Here is a 17,760-nt window from a genome sequence, read left to right as displayed (position 1 = left end):
GCCCATGCGGACACCCACCAGTACGTGGCCCCGCGGGTGCCACCGCGCAACTGCTCGCCGGGATCTGGGAGCAGGTCCTCGGAGTGGACAGGATCGGCGCCGACGACGACTTCTTCGGGATCGGCGGCCACTCGCTGCTCGCCACGCAGGTCATCTCCCGCGTGCGCGAGGTCTTCGGGACCGAGGTGCCGCTGTCCGCGATGTTCGACCGGCCCACGGTACGCGGCCTGGCCGAGGCGATCGACGCGTCCGGCACGGGCGTGACGGTGCCGCCGGTGACCCCGGCAGACCGCGACGAACCGCTGCCGCTGTCGTTCGCGCAGCAGCGCCTGTGGTTCCTGGACCGGCTGGAGCCCGGTGCGCTCGGCCACGTACTGCCGACCCCGATGCCCTGGACCGGCGACCTGGACGTGGCCGTCCTGGGCGCGGCACTGAGCGGCGTGGCCGCCCGGCACGAAGTGCTGCGCACCCGCCTCGCCCCCGATGCGGACGGAGTGCCGCGGCAGGTCATCGACCCGCCGGCGCCCTTCCCGCTGCCGGTCGTGGACGTGTCCGGGGCGGCGGACCCGGTGGGCGCAGCCCGCGCCCTCGTGGCCGCGGACGCGGCCACCCCGTTCGACCTGACGAACGGCCCCCTCGTCCGTGCCGCCCTCATCCGCATGGCCTCGGACGAGCACGTCCTGGCGCTCACCATGCACCACGTCGTGACCGACGAATGGTCGGAGCGCATCTTCCAGCGCGAACTGACCGCCCTGTACGAGGCGTTCCGGGTCGGCGAGCCGGACCCGCTGCCGCCGCCGGCCCTCCAGTACGCGGACTTCGCCGTCTGGCAGCGACAGTGGCTGTCCGGCGACGTCCTGGACGAGCAGCTCGCCTACTGGCGCGACCGGTTGGGCGACGCCCCGGCGCTGCAGCTGCCGACGGACCGGCCGCGTCCGGCCGTACGGTCCTCGGCGGGCGCGCAGACCGCGTTCACCGTGCCGGCGTCGGCGGCGGAGGCGCTGCGAGCACTGTCGCGGCAGAGCGGCGCGACGATGTTCATGACGCTGCTGGCGGCCTTCGACGTGCTGCTGGGCCGGTACACGGGGTCGGACGATGTGGTGGTCGGCACGCCGGTGGCGAACCGGAACCGTGCCGAGACGGAGGGCCTGATCGGGTTCTTCGTGAACACGCTCGTGCTGCGGGCGGATCTGTCGGGTGATCCGTCGTTCCGTGAGGTGTTGGGGCGGGTGCGGGAGACGGCTCTGGGTGCGTACGCGCATCAGGACGTGCCGTTCGAGCAGCTGGTGGACGAGCTGGTCACGGAGCGGGACCGGTCCCGGACCCCGCTGTTCCAGGTCTTCTTCAGCTATGACACCGAGGGCGCTCCGGAGGCGCCGGGACAGGGCGCCGGCGAGTCGTCCGCCCATGCCGATCGCACGGTGCAGTTCGACTTGGCGCTGCGGCTCGGCGACAGCGAGAATGGCGGGCTGTCCGGCCAGATCGAGTACAGCACTGCGCTGTTCGACGGCACGACGGTGGATCGGTTGGCCGGTCACTTGGTCACGCTGCTGGAGGCCGTGGCTGAGGAAGCGGACTGCCGGGTGGGTGAGCTGCCGGTGCTGTCGGCGGGTGAGCGTGAGCTGGTGGTGGAGGGCTGGAACGCGTCGTCGGTGGAGCTTCCGTCGGTGGCCGGTGTGCATGAGCTGATCGCGGAGCGGGCGGTTGCCGCTCCGGATGCGGTGGCTGTGGTGGCCGGCGGGGAGTCGCTGACGTACGGCGGGTTGATGGCGCGGGCGAATCGTCTGGCGCATCTTCTCCGTGACGGTGGTGTGGGTGCGGAGTCGGTGGTGGGGCTGTGTCTGCCGCGTGGGGTGGACATGGTCGTGGCGATGGTCGCGGTGTGGCAGGCCGGTGGTGCGTATGTGCCGTTGGATCCGGAGTATCCGGCTGACCGGCTTGGGTTCATGCTGGCGGATGCGGGTGTGCAGGTCGTGGTGGGTCAGCGGTCCCTGGTGGAGGGGCCGGCGGTCGGGCAGGGTGTGTGGCTGGATGATCCGGCCGTACGGGAGGTCCTGGCCGGGCTGCCGTCGGAAGCGCCTGAGGTGGAGCGTTCCGCCGAGCAGTTGGCGTATGTGATCTATACGTCGGGTTCGACGGGTCGGCCGAAGGGTGTGCAGGTCGCGCACGGCAGCGTGGTGGGCATGGTGTCGGCGCTGGCTCCGGTCCTCGATGCTGGTCCGGGGGTGCGGATGCTGCAGTTCGCGTCGTTCAGTTTCGACGCGGCCGTCCTGGATGTGGCGGTGACGCTCGCCTCGGGTGGTGTCCTGGTGGTGGCGACGTCGGAGGAGCGGGCCGAGGCGGCTCTTTTGACGTCGATGCTGCGGGCCGAGGGGGTGCGCGCGGCGAGCGTGGTTCCGTCCCTGCTGGGCGTGCTGGACCCGGGGGCGGTGTTCGGTGTCGAGACGCTGCTGCTGGGTGCGGAGCGGCTGACCGAGCCGGTGGCCCGTGCCTGGTCGGCCGGTCGTCGGCTGGTGAACACGTACGGGCCGACCGAGTCGACCGTCATGGTGACCACCGGTGTCGTGGACCGGGACCTCCTCACCGGTGCGCCCGCGATCGGTGCGCCGGTGGCCAACGCCCGTCTCTACGTCCTGGACGACCGGCTGAACCCGGTCCCTGTGGGCGTCGCCGGTGAGGTGTACATCGCCGGTCCCCAGGTCGCCCGTGGTTATCGCGGTCGCCCGGACCTGACCGCCGAGCGGTTCGTCGCCGACCCCATCACCGCCGACGGCACGCGCATGTACCGCTCCGGCGACCGGGCGCGCTGGCTGCCAGACGGGCAGCTCGACTTCGTCGGGCGGGCCGACAGCCAGGTCAAGGTCCGCGGATTCCGGATCGAGCCGGGCGAGATCGAGGCGGTCCTGGCCGGCCACCCCCAGATCCGCACCGCCGTCGTCGCCGCCTGCGGCGACGAAGAGGACCGACGCCTCGCCGCATACCTTGTCCCAGCCGACCAGACCGCCGGTATCCCCTCCGTTGCCGACCTCCGCACGTACGCGGGCAGTCGGCTGCCGGCGTTCATGATCCCGTCCGGGTTCCTTGAGCTCGCGGCCCTGCCGCTGAGCCCCAACGGCAAGCTCGACCGCGCGGCCCTGCCCGACCCGGTGCAGAACGCGCGTACCGAGGGCGACTTCGTGGCGCCGGGCACGGCCATCGAGGTACTGCTCGCCGACATCTGGGCCCAGCTCCTGGGCCTGGAGCGCGTCGGCGCGACGGACAACTTCTTCGAGCTGGGCGGGCATTCGCTCCTCGCGACCCAAATCGTGTCCCGCGTCCGGGACGTGTTCGGCACCGACATCCCCGTAGCGGCGATGTTCGACCACCCGACGGTCGCGGGCCTGGCCGATGTCCTCGCCGCCGCCACGCCCGGTGCGACCGCCCCGGCATGGACGGTCGTCAGCAGGGACGACGCGCTGCCGCTGTCGTTCGCGCAGCAGCGCCTGTGGTTCCTGGACCAGCTCGAGCCCGGATCGGTCGAGTACAACCTCCCGATGTACCTCCCCTGGGACGGCGACCTGGACGTCGCGATCCTCGGCAAGGCGCTCACCGAGGTCGTGACGCGACACGAGGTGCTGCGGACCCGTCTGGTGGCGGACGCGGACGGCGTGCCTCACCAGGTGATCGATCCGCCCACCGAGTTCGTGCTGCCCGTGGTGGACCTCTCCGGATGCGCGGAGCCGGTGCGCGAGGCCGAGCGGCTGGCGTTCCTGGACACGATGGCACCGTTCCGTCTCGCCGACGGCCCCCTGGTCCGGGCCACCCTGATACGGCTCGGCGAGGGGCAGCATCTGCTGGCGCTGATGATGCACCACGTCGTGTCCGACGAGTGGTCGGCGCGGATCCTGCGACGTGAACTCGTCGCGCTGTACGAGGCGTTCCGCGCCGACCGGCCGAACCCGCTGCCGCCGCTGGCCGTCCAGTACGCGGACTTCGCGGCCTGGCAGCGCGAATGGCTCGGCGGCGAGGTCCTCGAAGGACAACTGGCCTACTGGACCGAGCAACTGGCCGACGCACCCGTACTCGACCTGCCCACCGATCGTCCGCGCCCGCCGGTGCGGTCGACCGAGGGAGCGATGGCCCCGTTCACCGTCTCGGCCGAGACGGCGGAGGCGCTGCGCGCGCTGTCCCGGTCCAACGGCACCACGATGTTCATGACGCTGTTGGCGGCCTTCAACGTCCTGCTGGGACGGTACGCGGAGGCGGACGACGTGGTCGTGGGCACGCCGGTGGCGAACCGGAACCGGGCCGAGACCGAGGGCCTGATCGGCTTCTTCGTCAACACCCTGGTGCTGCGCGGCGACTTGTCGGGCAACCTGTCGTTCACAGAGCTGCTCGGTCGGGTGCGCCAAACCGCCCTGGGCGCGTACGCACATCAGGACGTGCCGTTCGAGCAGCTGGTGGACGAACTCGTCACGGAGCGGGACCGGTCCCGCACACCGCTCTTCCAGGTCTTCTTCAGCTACGGGACCGGCGAGGGCGAGGAGGTCCGCGGTACGGCCGACGCCGGGGAGCACCTCGGCAGCGCTCCTGGTCAGGTGGCCGCAGTCTTCGACCTGTGGCTGATGCTGGAGGAGTCCGGCGACGGCACGCTCAAGGCAGGCATTCAGTACAGCACCGCGTTGTTCGACGCGGCGACGGTGGAGCGGATGGCAGGGCACTTGGTCACGCTGCTGGACGCTGTCGTGGCGGACGCGGATCGGGAGATCAATGAGCTTCCGGTGCTGACGGCGGGTGAGCGGGATGTGGTCGTGCGGGGCTGGAACGACACGGGCGTGGAGGTGTCCGGGGTCGGCGGTGTTCATGGCCTGATTGCCGCGCGGGCCGCTACGGCTGCGGATGCGGTGGCTGTGGTGGTCGGCGGGGAGTCGGTGACGTACGGCGGGTTGATGGCCCGGGCGAACCGTTTGGCGCGTCACCTGCGGTCGGTGGGCGTGGGCGCGGAGTCCGTGGTCGCGGTGTGTGTGGAGCGCGGCGTGGACATGATGGTGGCGGGCCTTGCGGTGTGGCTGGCGGGGGGTGCGTACCTGCCGCTGGATCCGGAGTTCCCTTCGGACCGGCTGGAGTTCATGCTCGCGGACAGTGGCACGGGGGTGCTGGTGGGTCATCGGTCGGTGGCTGGCGGGTTGCCGGTGGAGTCGGTGGGTTCGGTGGTCTGGCTGGACGACGCGGAGACGCGGTCGATGCTGGAGAGTCTCTCGTCCACCTCCCTCGATGTGATCTGCGCTGCCGATCAGCTGGCGTATGTGCTGTACACGTCTGGTTCGACCGGTCGGCCGAAGGGCGTGCTGGTGGGCCAGGCGAGTTTGGTGAACTTCCTTTCCGGTATGGCGACGCGTCCGGGGCTCGACTCGGACGATGCGCTGCTGGCGGTCACGACGTTCGGCTTCGACATCGCGGGGCTGGAGTTGTGGCTGCCGCTGGTGGTGGGTGGCCGTGTCGTGGTCGCTGATCGTGAGGTGGTGGGCGATCCGGGCGTGCTGGCGGGTGAGCTGGAGCGCTGGGGTGTCTCGGTGATGCAGGCGACGCCGGTGACGTGGCAGATGCTGGTCGCCGACGGCTGGACCGGACGGCCTGGGCTGCGGGCGCTGTGCGGTGGCGAGGCGCTCCCGGACGGCTTGGCACGTGCCTTGGTGGAGCGCGTCGAGGGCCTCTGGAACATGTACGGGCCGACGGAGACGACGATCTGGTCGACGTGTGAGCAGGTGACGCCGGATCGGGCGCCGGGGATCGGGTCGCCGGTGGCGAACACTCAGGTGTACGTGCTGGACGGCCGGCTGGAGCCGGTGCCGGTGGGTGTGGCGGGTGAGCTGTTCATCGGCGGTGCCGGGGTGACCCGCGGGTACCTGGGTCGTCCGGACCTGACCGCGGAGCGGTTCGCGGCTGATCCGTTCGCTGCGGACGGTTCGCGGATGTACCGGACGGGCGACCGCGTGCGGTGGATGCCCGACGGCCGCCTGGAGTTCATGGGCCGCGCCGATGAGCAACTGAAGGTGCGCGGTTTCCGTATCGAGCCGGGCGAGATCGAGGCGGCTCTGGTCGGGCATCAGGCGGTCGGCTCGGCGGTCGTCGTCGGCCGCGGGCAGGGCGTGGAGCGCCGGTTGGTGGCGTACGTCGTTCCCGCCGACCAGGCGGAGGGTGCTCCGTCGGCGGGCGAGCTACGGGAGTGGCTGCGCGTCGGCCTGCCGGAGTACATGGTGCCGTCGGTGTTCGTCGAGCTGGCCGCGCTGCCGCTCACCCCGAACGGCAAGATCGACCGCAAGGCACTCCCCGAGCCGGACGAACGGAGTCTCGACTCGGAATCCCGATTCGTCGCGCCCGTCACCGCCTCGGAGGAGCTGCTGGCAGGCATCTGGTCGCAGGTGCTGGGCCTGGAGCGGGTCGGTGTCACCGATGGCTTCTTCGACCTGGGTGGTCACTCGCTGCTCGCGACGCAGGTGATCTCCCGGATCCGGGAGGCGTTCGGGGCCGAGGTGCCGCTGTCGGCGCTGTTCGACCGGCCGACGGTGCGTGGCCTGGCGGCCGCGATCGAGAGCGCTGCGGGTGATTCGGCGCCGCCGGTGGTGCCGGCGGACCGTACGCAGCCGCTTCCGCTGTCGTTCGCTCAGCAGCGCCTGTGGTTCCTGGACCAGCTGGAGCCGGGCTCGACGGAGTACAACATGTCGACCCGTCTCCGTCTCAACGGCGACGTCGACCTCGAGGCCCTGGGCGCGGCGCTGAACGCGGTAGTCGCCCGGCACGAGGTACTTCGCACCCGCCTGGTGGCAGGCGCCGACGGCGTGGCGTACCAGGTCATCGACCCGCCGGCTCCCATGCCCCTCCCCGTCCTCGACGTCTCCGGGAGCGTGGATCCGCAGGGCGCAGCGAACGACGTGGTCACGAAGGATGCCCTGACGCCGTTCGATCTGGCGAACGGCCCCCTGCTGCGGGGCATGCTCGTACGGATCGCTCCGGACGAGCACGTCCTGTCCCTCGTCATCCATCACGTCGTCTTCGACGAGTGGTCGGACAGGGTCTTCCAGCGCGAGCTGGCAGCCCTCTACGAGGCGTTCCGCGCGGGCGAGGCGAACCCGCTGCCGCCGCTGGAGTTCCAGTACGCGGACGTCGTCGCCTGGCAGCGGCAGTGGCTGACCGGCGACGTGCTCGAAGGGCAACTAGCGTATTGGCGCGACAAGTTGAGCGGCGCGTCGGAACTGGAGCTGCCCACCGACCGGCCGCGGCCTGCGGTGCGTTCCACCGAGGGGGCAGTGGTCCGGTTCGAGGCGCCCGCGGGTACGGTGGAGGCGCTGAAGGCGCTGTCGCGTGAGCACGGCACGACGATGTTCATGACGCTGCTCGCCGCCTTTGACGTCCTCATGGGCCGCTACGTCGACTCCGACGACATCGTCGTGAGCACGCCGGTCGCGAACCGGAACCGTGCCGAGACCGAGGGCCTGATCGGCTTCTTCGTCAATACCCTTGTGATGCGCACGGACCTCTCCGGCGCCCCGACGTTCGCCGAACTCCTCGGCCGGGTACGCGAGACCGCCCTCGGTGCGTACGCGCACCAGGACCTGCCGTTCGAGCAGGTGGTGGACGCCATCGCCGATGTACGGGACCGTACCCGTGGCCCCCTCACCCGCGTCTCCTTCAACTACGCGGCCGAGGCGGCCGGAACCTCGCCCTCCGACCGGAGGAGGGCCGACGGGGCCGGCATGGGCATCGAAACCGGCACGGGTCTGCTGCCGGTTCAGTTCGACATGGTCGTGGCGCTGGGGGAGGACGACGGTGCCCTGACCGGAGAAATCCAGTACAGCACCGCGTTGTTCGACGCGGTGACGGTCGAGCGGATGGCGGGGCGCATCGTGACGTTGCTGGGAGCTGTCGGCGCGGATGCCGAGCGGCCGGTGAGTGAGCTGCCGCTACTGACGGCGGCCGAGCATGACCAGGTCGTACGCGAATGGAACGCGACGGCGGAGTCGTTGCCGTCGGTGGGTGGGGTGCACGAGTTGATCGCCGAGCGGGCGGCGCGGACGCCGGACGCGGTGGCGGTGGTGTGCGGTGAAGTCTCCGTCGAATACGCGAAGTTGATGGGCCGGGCGAGCCGTTTGGCGCACTACCTGCGGTCTGCCGGCGTGGGCTCGGAGTCCGTGGTGGCGCTGTGCCTCCCCCGTGGGGTGGACATGGTCGTGGCGATGCTCGCGGTCTGGCAGGCCGGTGGCGCGTACCTGCCGCTGGACCCGGAGTACCCCGCCGACCGGCTCGGCTTCATGCTGAGCGACAGCCGGGCCACGGTGCTCGTGGGCACCGAGGAGCTGGTCGACGAGCTGCCGGTCGGACGTCTGCGGACGGTGGTCGTCGATGCTCCGGCGGTCGTGGCCGCGCTGGCGGAGCTGCCGACGAGTGCGCCCGAGGTGACGACGACGCCCGACCAGCTGGCGTACGTGATCTACACGTCGGGTTCGACGGGCCGTCCGAAGGGCGTCCAGATCGCGCACCGGGGTGTGGTGAACCTGGCGCAGGCGCAGGCCCGTGCGTTCGGTGTCGGCGAAGGCGACGGGGTGCTGCAGTTCGCCCCGTTCGGCTTCGACGCTGCGGTGTCCGAGGTCGTGGTGACGCTGGCGGCCGGTGGCCGGCTGGTCGTGGCCACCGGGCAGGAGCGCGGCGAGCCGCGCGCCCTGGCCGCGCTCGTACGGGAGAAGGACGTACGGGCGGCGACGCTGCCGCCGTCGCTCCTGTCCGTGCTTGAGCCCGACGACCTGGCCGGTCTGCGGACCCTCATCACGGCCGGCGAGCGACTGGAGGAGGCCGCAGCGGCACGCTGGCGCCGCGAGTACCGCCTCCTGAACGCCTACGGTCCGACCGAGGCGACGGTCTGCGCGAGCATCGCCGTCCTCGACCCCGACGGTGACGGCGTGCCTCCGATCGGCGCACCGATGGCCAACACCCGCGCCTACGTCCTGGACGACCAGCTGCGCCCCGTCCCCGTCGGGATGACGGGCGAGCTGTACATCGTCGGCACCGGCGTCGCGCGCGGCTACCTGGGCCACCCCGACCTGACCGCCGAACGCTTCGCGGCCGACCCCTTCGCCGCCGACGGCACCCGCATGTACCGCTCGGGTGACCAGGCCCGCTGGATGCCCGACGGCCGGCTGGCGTTCGTCGGCCGGGCGGACGACCAGGTCAAGATCCGCGGCTTCCGGGTCGAGCCCGGCGAGATCGAGGCGGCGCTCGCCGCGCACGCCGCCGTACGCACGGCTGTCGTGACCGCGTACGGGGAGGCCGCCGACCGCAAGCTGGCCGCCTACCTGGTGCCCACCGACCACGAGGAAGGCATACCGGACTCCGCCGACCTGCGGGAGCTGCTGCTTGGGACCCTGCCGGAGTACATGGTCCCGGCGGCCTTCACTGAGATGTCGAGGCTGCCGCTCACCACGAACGGCAAGGTGGACAAGGCGGCGCTGCCGGAGCCCAAGACGGTTCGCTCCGCCGGCACGGAGTACATCGCGCCGTCCGGTGAGGCGGAGGAGCTTCTCGCGGAGATCTGGTCCGAGGTCCTCGGGATCGAGCGGATCGGCGCCCACGACAACTTCTTCGAGCTGGGCGGCAACTCGCTCCTCGTCACCCAGATCGTCGGCCGTATCCGCGGCGCGGGCCACGACATCAGCGTCGGGGACCTCTTCGACCACCCGACCCTCGCGTCCGCCGCGCCGCTGATCCAGATCCAGGCGGAGGACCCCGAGCTCCGCTCGGTGGTGACCATCCGCGCGGGCCGGACCAGCCCCGCGATCTTCGCCGTGCACACCCTGACCGGCGAGGTCGCCGCGTTCGCCGAGGTCGCCGGGCACCTGGCCGAGGGGCAGCGGTTCTACGGGCTGCAGGAACGCGGCCTGACCGGCGAGGACGCGCCGCCGTCGTCCGTCGAGGAGATGGCGACCACGTACATCGGCGAGATGCTGCGGGTGCAGAAGGAGGGCCCGTACCTGCTGACCGCACAGTCCGGGAGTTCCTACGTCGCGCTGGAGATGGCGCGCCAGCTCACCGCCATGGGCAAGCAGGTCGGCGGCGTCTTCCTCATGGCGCCGGCCCGCCAGCCCTTCGCCTGGCGCATGCCGACCCAGGCGTTCGGCCGGTCCGACAAGAAGCTGCTGGCCGCGATCGAGGCAGCCCTCGACGGAGCCGAGGGGACGAAACTCCCCCGAGCCGCCGAGAAGAAGCTGCTGAAGCTCGGAGCGCCGGACGACGAGATCGCCAAGGGCGTCCGCGAGGGCGACAAGCATGCCCTGCGGATCATGCGCGCCCTCGTCATCAACCACCTCGCCTACTCGTACTACGGCGAACTCATGCACCGCGGCATGCGGAACTACGACGGCCGGGTCGTGCTCCTCATGCCGCGCGACGACAAGCCCAAGCCGTACAAGTGGACCCTCGAGCAGTGGCAGATCCCCGTCACGCGCGGTCCCGAGCTCGTGGACGTGCCGGGCGAGCACTCGACCGTCTTCTACGGCGAGAGCGCCGAGGCCGTGGGCGCGTACCTGAGCGCCGAGATCACCCGCAGCGGCCGGCAGGACGGAGGGGTGTCCGCATGACGGGGCAGAACAGCACGTATGAACTCCCCAATGGGCGCAGGATCACCTGCGTCAGCCCGGCCGAGGCCAAGGTCCTGTGGGCGGAGGCCGTGGATGCGGGGCTCTACAACTCGGCCGCGGACGCGCTGCGGCCCGGGGACACCGTCCTCGACATCGGGGCGAACATCGGAATCGTCTCGCTGATGTTCGGCTGGAAAGCGCCCGATCTCAGGATCGTGTCTGTGGAACCCGCGCCGACCACGTTCTCCTGTCTGGAGGCGAATCTGCGCAGCCATCTGCCGGGCGCCGTCGCCGTACGCAGTGCGGTGGCCGACCGGGCCGGCGAGGCGACATTCACCTATTACCCGAGGTCGACCGGAAACTCCGGGCTGTTCGCCGACCAGGAGGCGGACGACGAGAACACCCGCGTATTTCTGCGCAACACCGGAATCCCGGAGGAATACATCGGCGAGATAGTCAAGGATCTGCACCGCGGTATCGACATGTCCGTGCCCACGCTCACCGTCTCCGATCTGATCAGGGCCCACGACCTGCCGGAGGTCAGCCTGTTGAAGATCGACGTCGAGCGCGCGGAACACCTGGTCCTGGCGGGAGTCGAGGACGACCACTGGCCGCTGATCGGCCACATCGTCGCCGAGGTCCACGACGAGGCCGGCAGGCTCCGGACCCTCACCGACCTCCTTGAACGGCACGGCTTCACCGTCGCGGTGAACCAGCAGCCCAAGCTCGCCGGAACGGATCTGTACGAACTCGCCGCCACGCGGCCGTAAGGCGGGACAAGGCGCGAGAGGCCGCCGCGGTCCGCTGCGGACAGCGCCCCGGGAGCGCGCGACAGGGCGTTCAAACGCCGCCGCGCAGCAGTTGAACACGGTGCCGGAATAATTGCCGGTGACCGCACACCACGTACGCCATGACGCCGCTGGATCAATGATCCAGCGGTGTGCCATGGTGAGGCGGGGGATTCTCCCGACGATGCAGGGGCATGCACACATTCAGCTTTTCTCATTTGCAGGGGACAACTGATGCTTTCTGACGCCAAGCGGGAATTGCTGAAGCGACGCCTCCGGGGAGAGCAGGTATCGCGCCGTACATGGGAGCCGCGTCCCGACGGGCCCCTTCCGCTGTCCTTTGCCCAGCAGCGCCTTTGGTTCCTCAGCCAGTTGGAACCCGGTTCGACCGAGTACAACCTGTCGATGCGCGTGCGGTGGGACGGCACGCCCGATGTGGCGGCGCTGGGCGCGGCGTTGAGCGGCGTGGTGGCGCGGCACGAGGTGCTGCGGACGCGCCTGGTGGCCGGTGCGGACGGTGTGCCGCATCAGGTGATCGACGAGCCGGCGCCGTTCCCGCTGCCGGTCGTCGACGTCTCCTACAGCACTGACCCGGCCCAGGCCGTACGGGAGTTGGCGGCGGCCGACGCGCAGGTGCCGTTCGACCTGTCGACGGGACCGCTGATCCGCGCGACGCTGCTGCGCGCGGGCCAGGCCGAGCACGTCCTCGTGGTCGCCCTGCACCACGTGGTCTTCGACGAGTGGTCGGACTCCGTCTTCCACCGTGAGCTGATGGCCCTGTACGAGGCGGTCCGCACAGGCGAGTCCGACCCGCTGCCGCCGCTCGAGGTGCAGTACGCGGACTACGCGGTGTGGCAACGGCAGTGGCTGCAGGGCGACGCCCTGGAACGGCAGCTCTCCTACTGGCGCGACCGACTCTCCGGCGCGGCGGAACTGGACCTCCCCCTCGACCGCCCGCGCCCGCCCGTGCGTTCCTCGGCCGGCGCGACCATGGGCATCCACATCCCGGACGACATCGCCGACGGCCTGCGTGAGCTGTCGCGCGAGTGCGGTGTCTCGATGTTCATGACGTTGTTGTCGGCGTACGCGGTGCTGCTGGGCCGGTATGCGGGGTCGGACGACGTGGTGGTCGGCACGCCGGTGGCGAACCGGAATCGTGCGGAGACGGAGGGCCTGATCGGGTTCTTCGTGAACACGTTGGTGATGCGTACGGATCTGTCGGGTGATCCGTCGTTCCGTGAGGTGCTGGGGCGGGTGCGGGAGACGGCTCTGGGTGCGTATGCGCATCAGGATGTGCCGTTCGAGCAGGTGGTGGAGGCGTTGGTGTCGGAGCGGGATCGCTCGCGGACGCCGTTGTTCCAGGCACTGTTCAACTACGACTTCGTCGAGGGCGGCTCGTTCGAGATCGGCAGCGGTGACGACGAGGTCGATGCGAAGTTCGATCTGCGGTTGGTGCTGAGTGACGGCGGCGCCGGGTTGGGTGCGGAGTTCGAGTACAGCACCGCGTTGTTCGATGCGGCGACGGTGGAGCGGCTGGGTGGGCATCTTGTCACGCTGTTGTCGGCGGTGGCGGCGGATGCCGGTCAGCGGGTGGGTGAGCTGCCGGTGTTGTCGGCCGGTGAGCGTGAGGTCTTGGTCCAGGGGTGGAATGCGCCTTCGGTGGATGTGCCGGCTGTGGGTGGGGTGCATGAGCTGATCGCTGAGTGGGCTGGTGTGGCTCCGGATGCGCTGGCGGTTGTTGCGGGCGGGGAGGCGTTGTCGTATGGCGGGTTGATGGGTCGGGCGAATCGTCTGGCGCATTACCTGCGGTCGGTGGGTGTGGAGTCGGAGTCGGTGGTGGCGTTGTGTCTGCCGCGGGGGATCGACATGATCGTGGCCATCCTCGCGGTCTGGCAGGCGGGTGGGGCGTATTTGCCGTTGGATCCGGAGTATCCGGTGGAGCGGCTCGGGTTCATGCTGCGTGACAGCCGGGCGACGGTGTTGGTCGGTACCGAGGAATTGGTGGACGAGCTGCCTGTCGGGCGGCTGAGGACGGTCGTTGTCGATGACGCGGTGGTTTCCGCTGTGCTGGCGGGGCTTTCCTCTTCCGCTCCCGATGTGAAAACGAATTCCGGGCAGTTGGCGTATGTGGTTTATACGTCGGGTTCGACGGGGCGGCCGAAGGGTGTTCAGGTCACTCATGGTGGTCTGGCGCATTACGTGGTTGCGGTGGGGGAGCGTTTCGGGTGGGGCGCTGCGGGCGGCCGGTTCGGGTTGTTGCAGCCGGTGGTGACGGACCTGGGCAACACGGTGGTGTTCGGGTGTCTGGTGTCGGGTGGTGTGCTGCATGTGGTGGATGCGGACGTCGCGGTGGACGGGCGCGGAGTGGCGGACTTCGTTCGGGAGTGGGGCATCGATTTCGTGAAGGTGGTGCCGTCGCATCTGGCGGCGCTGGTGGCGGGGTGTGGTGGCGTATTCGGTCCGCTGGTTCCTCGTCGGGGTCTGGTGCTGGGTGGTGAGGGCGCGTCCGCGGCGTGGTTGCGTGGCCTGGTGGAGGCGGCTGGGGAGCGGGTGGTGGTGAATCATTACGGGCCGACGGAGACGACGGTCGGTGTGATCGCCGGTGAGCTGGTCGAGGGTTCGGGTGGTCTCGCGGAGGGTGTGGTGGGTCTGGGTCGGCCGCTGGGGAATGCGCGGGTGTATGTGCTGGACGGGTTCTTGAACCTGGTTCCGGTGGGTGTGGTCGGTGAGTTGTTCGTTGCGGGGCCGCAGGTGGCGCGGGGTTATGCCGGTCGGGCTGGTCTGACCGGTGAGCGGTTTGTCGCTGATCCGTTCGCCGCGGATGGTGGGCGGATGTATCGGACGGGTGACCGGGTCCGGCGGCTGGCTGATGGCCGGCTGGAGTTCGTGGGTCGTGCGGACGGTCAGATCAAGGTGCGGGGATATCGGATCGAGCCGGGCGAGATCGAGGCCGCGCTGCTCGGTCACGCGCTGATCGCTTCCGCGGTGGTGACCGCCAGTGGCGTGGGTGCGGAACGTCGGCTTGTGGCGTATCTCGTCCCGGGTGATGGGGAAACCGGAGTTCCCGCGGTCGGAGAATTGCGCGGATTCCTTGGTGACCGGCTGCCGGAGTACATGGTCCCGTCCGTTTTCGTGGAACTGAGCGAACTGCCGCTCACCGCGAACGGCAAACTCAACCACGCCGCACTACCGGCTCCGGACAGCGTGCTCCAGAACCAGACGGGCTTTGTCGCGCCCCGGACCGAGGTGGAGCAGATCCTGGCCGAGGTGTGGGCCGAGGTCCTGGGCATCGATGAGATAGGCGCGGAGGGCAACTTCTTCGAGCTGGGCGGCCACTCCCTCCTCGCCACCCAGGTGATCTCCCGCATTCGCGAGGTGTTCGACGTCGAGGTGCTGCTGTCGGCGCTCTTCGACGAGCCGACCGTGCGCCAGTTCGCCGCCGTGATCGAAGGCGCCGGCACCGCCGCCGTGGCCCCTCCGGTCGTGGCCGTGGGCCGCGACCAGACCCTGCCGCTCTCCTTCGGCCAGCAGCGCCTGTGGTTCCTCGACCAGCTGGAACCGGGTTCGTCCGAGTACAACCTGGCGACGTCCGTCCGCTGGGACGGCGACGTCGACAGGGAGGCGCTGCGCGCGGCTCTGGGTGGCGTGGTCGCGCGGCACGAGGTGCTGCGCACGCGTCTGGTCGCGGACGCGGACGGTGTCGCGCACCAGGTCATCGACGAGCCCGCGCCGTTCGACCTCCGGATCGTGGAGGTGCCGGCGGGAGAGGACCCGGTCGTCGCCGTACGGGCTGTCGTCGCCGCGGAGGCACAGACCCCGTTCGACCTGGCGCGCGGGCCGCTGCTGCGCGCGACGCTGGTGAAGGTGTCGGCGCAGGAACACATCTTGGCGCTGTCGATGCACCACGTGGTGTCGGACGAGTGGTCGGGCCGCATCCTGCGCCGCGAACTCCTGGCGCTGTACGAGGCCTTCCACGCGGGCGCCCCGGACCCGCTGCCGCCCCTGGCCGTCCAGTACGCGGACTTCGCGGTCTGGCAGAGGCAGTGGCTGTCCGGCGATGTGCTCGACGCCCAGCTCGCGTACTGGCGCGACCGGCTCGGCGGCCTGCCGACCCTCGAGCTGCCCACCGACCGCCCGCGCCCCGCGATCCGCTCCACCGACGGCGGTTTCGCCGAATTCCGCGTGTCCGCGCAGACGGCGCAGCGGCTGCGGGCCATCTCCCGCGAAGCGGGCGCCACCATGTCGATGACCCTGCTCGCGGCCTTCAACGTGCTGCTGGGTCGCTACGCGGGCACCGACGACGTGGTCGTCGGCACGCCGATCGCGAACCGCAACCGGGCCGAGACCGAGGGCCTCATCGGCTTCTTCGTCAACACCCTCGTCATGCGTACGGACCTGTCCGGCGACCCGTCCTTCGCCGAACTCCTCGGCCGGGTACGCGAGACCGCCCTCGGTGCGTACGCGCACCAGGACGTGCCGTTCGAGCAGCTGGTCGACGAGCTCGTGACGGAGCGCGACCGCTCGCGCAGCCCGCTCTTCCAAGTCCTCTTCGACTACGACAACGGCCAGTCCGGCGACGCCGGCGAGCCCGCCGCAGCGCGCGAGCCCGAGAACGCCGCCGAGCCGCAGGAGCCGGCGCCGGACGCGCTGCCGGTGCGGTTCGACCTGGTGCTCACACTGGGAGCCTCGGGCGACGAGCTTTCGGGAGAGTTCCAGTACAGCAGCGAGCTGTTCGACCCGACCACGATCGAGCGGATGGCCGGCCACCTCGTCACCTTCCTCGACGCCCTCGCCGAGGAGGGGGACCGGCCGATCGACGACCTGCCGGTGCTGACCGAGACCGAACGGTCCCGGCTGCTGTACGAGCGCAACGACACGGCCGAGCCGCTGCCCGCGGTGGGCGGTGTGCACGAACTGATCGCGGCACGCGCCGCCGAGCACCCGGACGCCGTGGCAGTGGTGTGCGGTGACGCCTTCCAGGAGTACGGGGACCTCCTGGCGCGCGCGAACCGCCTGGCCCACCATCTGCGCGCTGCCGGCTCCGGTGCGGACACCGTGGTGGCCCTGTGCTTGCCGCGCGGCATCGACATGGTTGTGGCTGCGCTGGCGGTCTGGCAGGCGGGCGCCGCCTATCTGCCGCTCGACCCCGAATACCCCGCCGAGCGCCTGGAGTTCATGCTCGCCGACAGTGGCGCCAAGGTGCTCGTCTGCGCGGGCGCGACGGCCGAGGGTCTCGGGGCGGAGACCGTGATCAGGCTCGACGAGCCGACAGTCGCGGATGCGCTGGCCGTGCTTCCGGCGAGTGCCCCCGAGGTGACGACGTCTCCCGACCAGCTGGCGTATGTGATCTATACGTCGGGTTCGACGGGCCGTCCGAAGGGCGTGCAGGTCGCGCATCGTGGTGTGGTGAACCTGGCGCAGGCGCAGGGGCGTGTGTTCGGGGTCGGTGAGGGCGAGGGGGTGTTGCAGTTCGCGCCGTTCGGTTTCGATGCTGCTGTGTCCGAGGTCGTGGTGACGTTGGCGGCGGGTGGCCGGTTGGTGGTGGCGACGGCGGAGGAGCGGGGCGAGCCGCGTGCGCTGGCCGGGCTGGTGCGGGAGAGGGATGTGCGGGTGGCGACGCTGCCGCCGTCGCTGCTGGCCGTGCTTGAGCCGGCCGATCTTGCCGGTCTGAGGACTCTGGTCACCGCCGGTGAGCGGCTGGAGGAGGCGGCGGCCGCGCGTTGGCGTGGCGAGTACCGGCTGCTGAACGCGTACGGTCCGACCGAGGCGACGGTCTGCGCGAGCATCGCCGTCCTCGAGGCCGACGGTGAGGGGGAGGGGGCTCCGTCCATCGGTGCGCCGATGGCCAACACCCGCGCTTATGTCCTCGACGGTCAGCTGCGCCCCGCGCCGGTCGGTGTGGCCGGTGAGCTGTACATCGCCGGTACGGGTGTGGCCCGCGGCTACCACGACCGGGCCGCGCTCAGCGCCGAGCGCTTCGTCGCCGATCCCTTCGCCGGGGACGGCAGCCGCATGTACCGGTCGGGCGACCGGGTGCGCTCGCTGCCGGGCGGAGAGCTGGAGTTCCTGGGCCGGGCGGACGATCAGGTCAAGGTGCGCGGGTTCCGGATCGAGCCCGGCGAGATCGTCTCGGCGCTGGCCACCCACCCCGCCGTACGCACCGCCGCGGTGACCCCCTTCGGGACCGGGAACGAGCAGCGCCTCGTCGCGTACGTCGTTCCCGAGTCCCAGACCGAGGGCATCCCCGCCGTCGGCGATCTGCGGGACCATCTGAAGCAGTCCCTGCCGGCGTTCATGATCCCGTCGGCGTTCGTGGAGCTTGCGGCGTTGCCGTTGACTCCGAACGGGAAGCTGGACCGTGCCGC

General features: G+C 70.5%; 2 protein-coding genes and 1 pseudogene. All 3 read left to right on the top strand.

Annotated elements, in window-relative coordinates; translation table 11 throughout:
* The first annotated feature begins 83 nt into the window (after positions 1–83).
* Positions 84–10,607, top strand: a complete 10,524-nt coding sequence (locus ACQEV8_RS03065) for an amino acid adenylation domain-containing protein (protein WP_432957118.1) — start codon at positions 84–86, stop codon at positions 10,605–10,607.
* Positions 10,604–11,377, top strand: coding sequence for an FkbM family methyltransferase (locus ACQEV8_RS03060; protein WP_432957116.1), 774 nt, complete (start codon positions 10,604–10,606; stop codon positions 11,375–11,377). The genes ACQEV8_RS03065 and ACQEV8_RS03060 overlap by 4 nt, the downstream gene beginning before the upstream one ends.
* 252 nt (positions 11,378–11,629) lie before the next feature.
* Positions 11,630–17,752: pseudogene (locus ACQEV8_RS03055) on the top strand (amino acid adenylation domain-containing protein); the annotation flags it as partial.
* Between the last annotated feature and the right edge of the window lie 8 nt (positions 17,753–17,760).

Origin of the sequence: Streptomyces sp. CA-179760 (genome assembly GCF_050937045.1) — a bacterium.
Lineage (GTDB): Bacteria > Actinomycetota > Actinomycetes > Streptomycetales > Streptomycetaceae > Streptomyces.
Note: the sequence above shows the minus strand (reverse complement) of the source record. Positions and strands in the feature narration are given on the sequence as shown.

Coding starts and splice junctions, on each gene's coding strand:
- ACQEV8_RS03060 (WP_432957116.1), top strand. CDS start 10,604: ATGACGGGGCAGAACAGCACGTATGAACTCCCCAATGGGCGCAGGATC.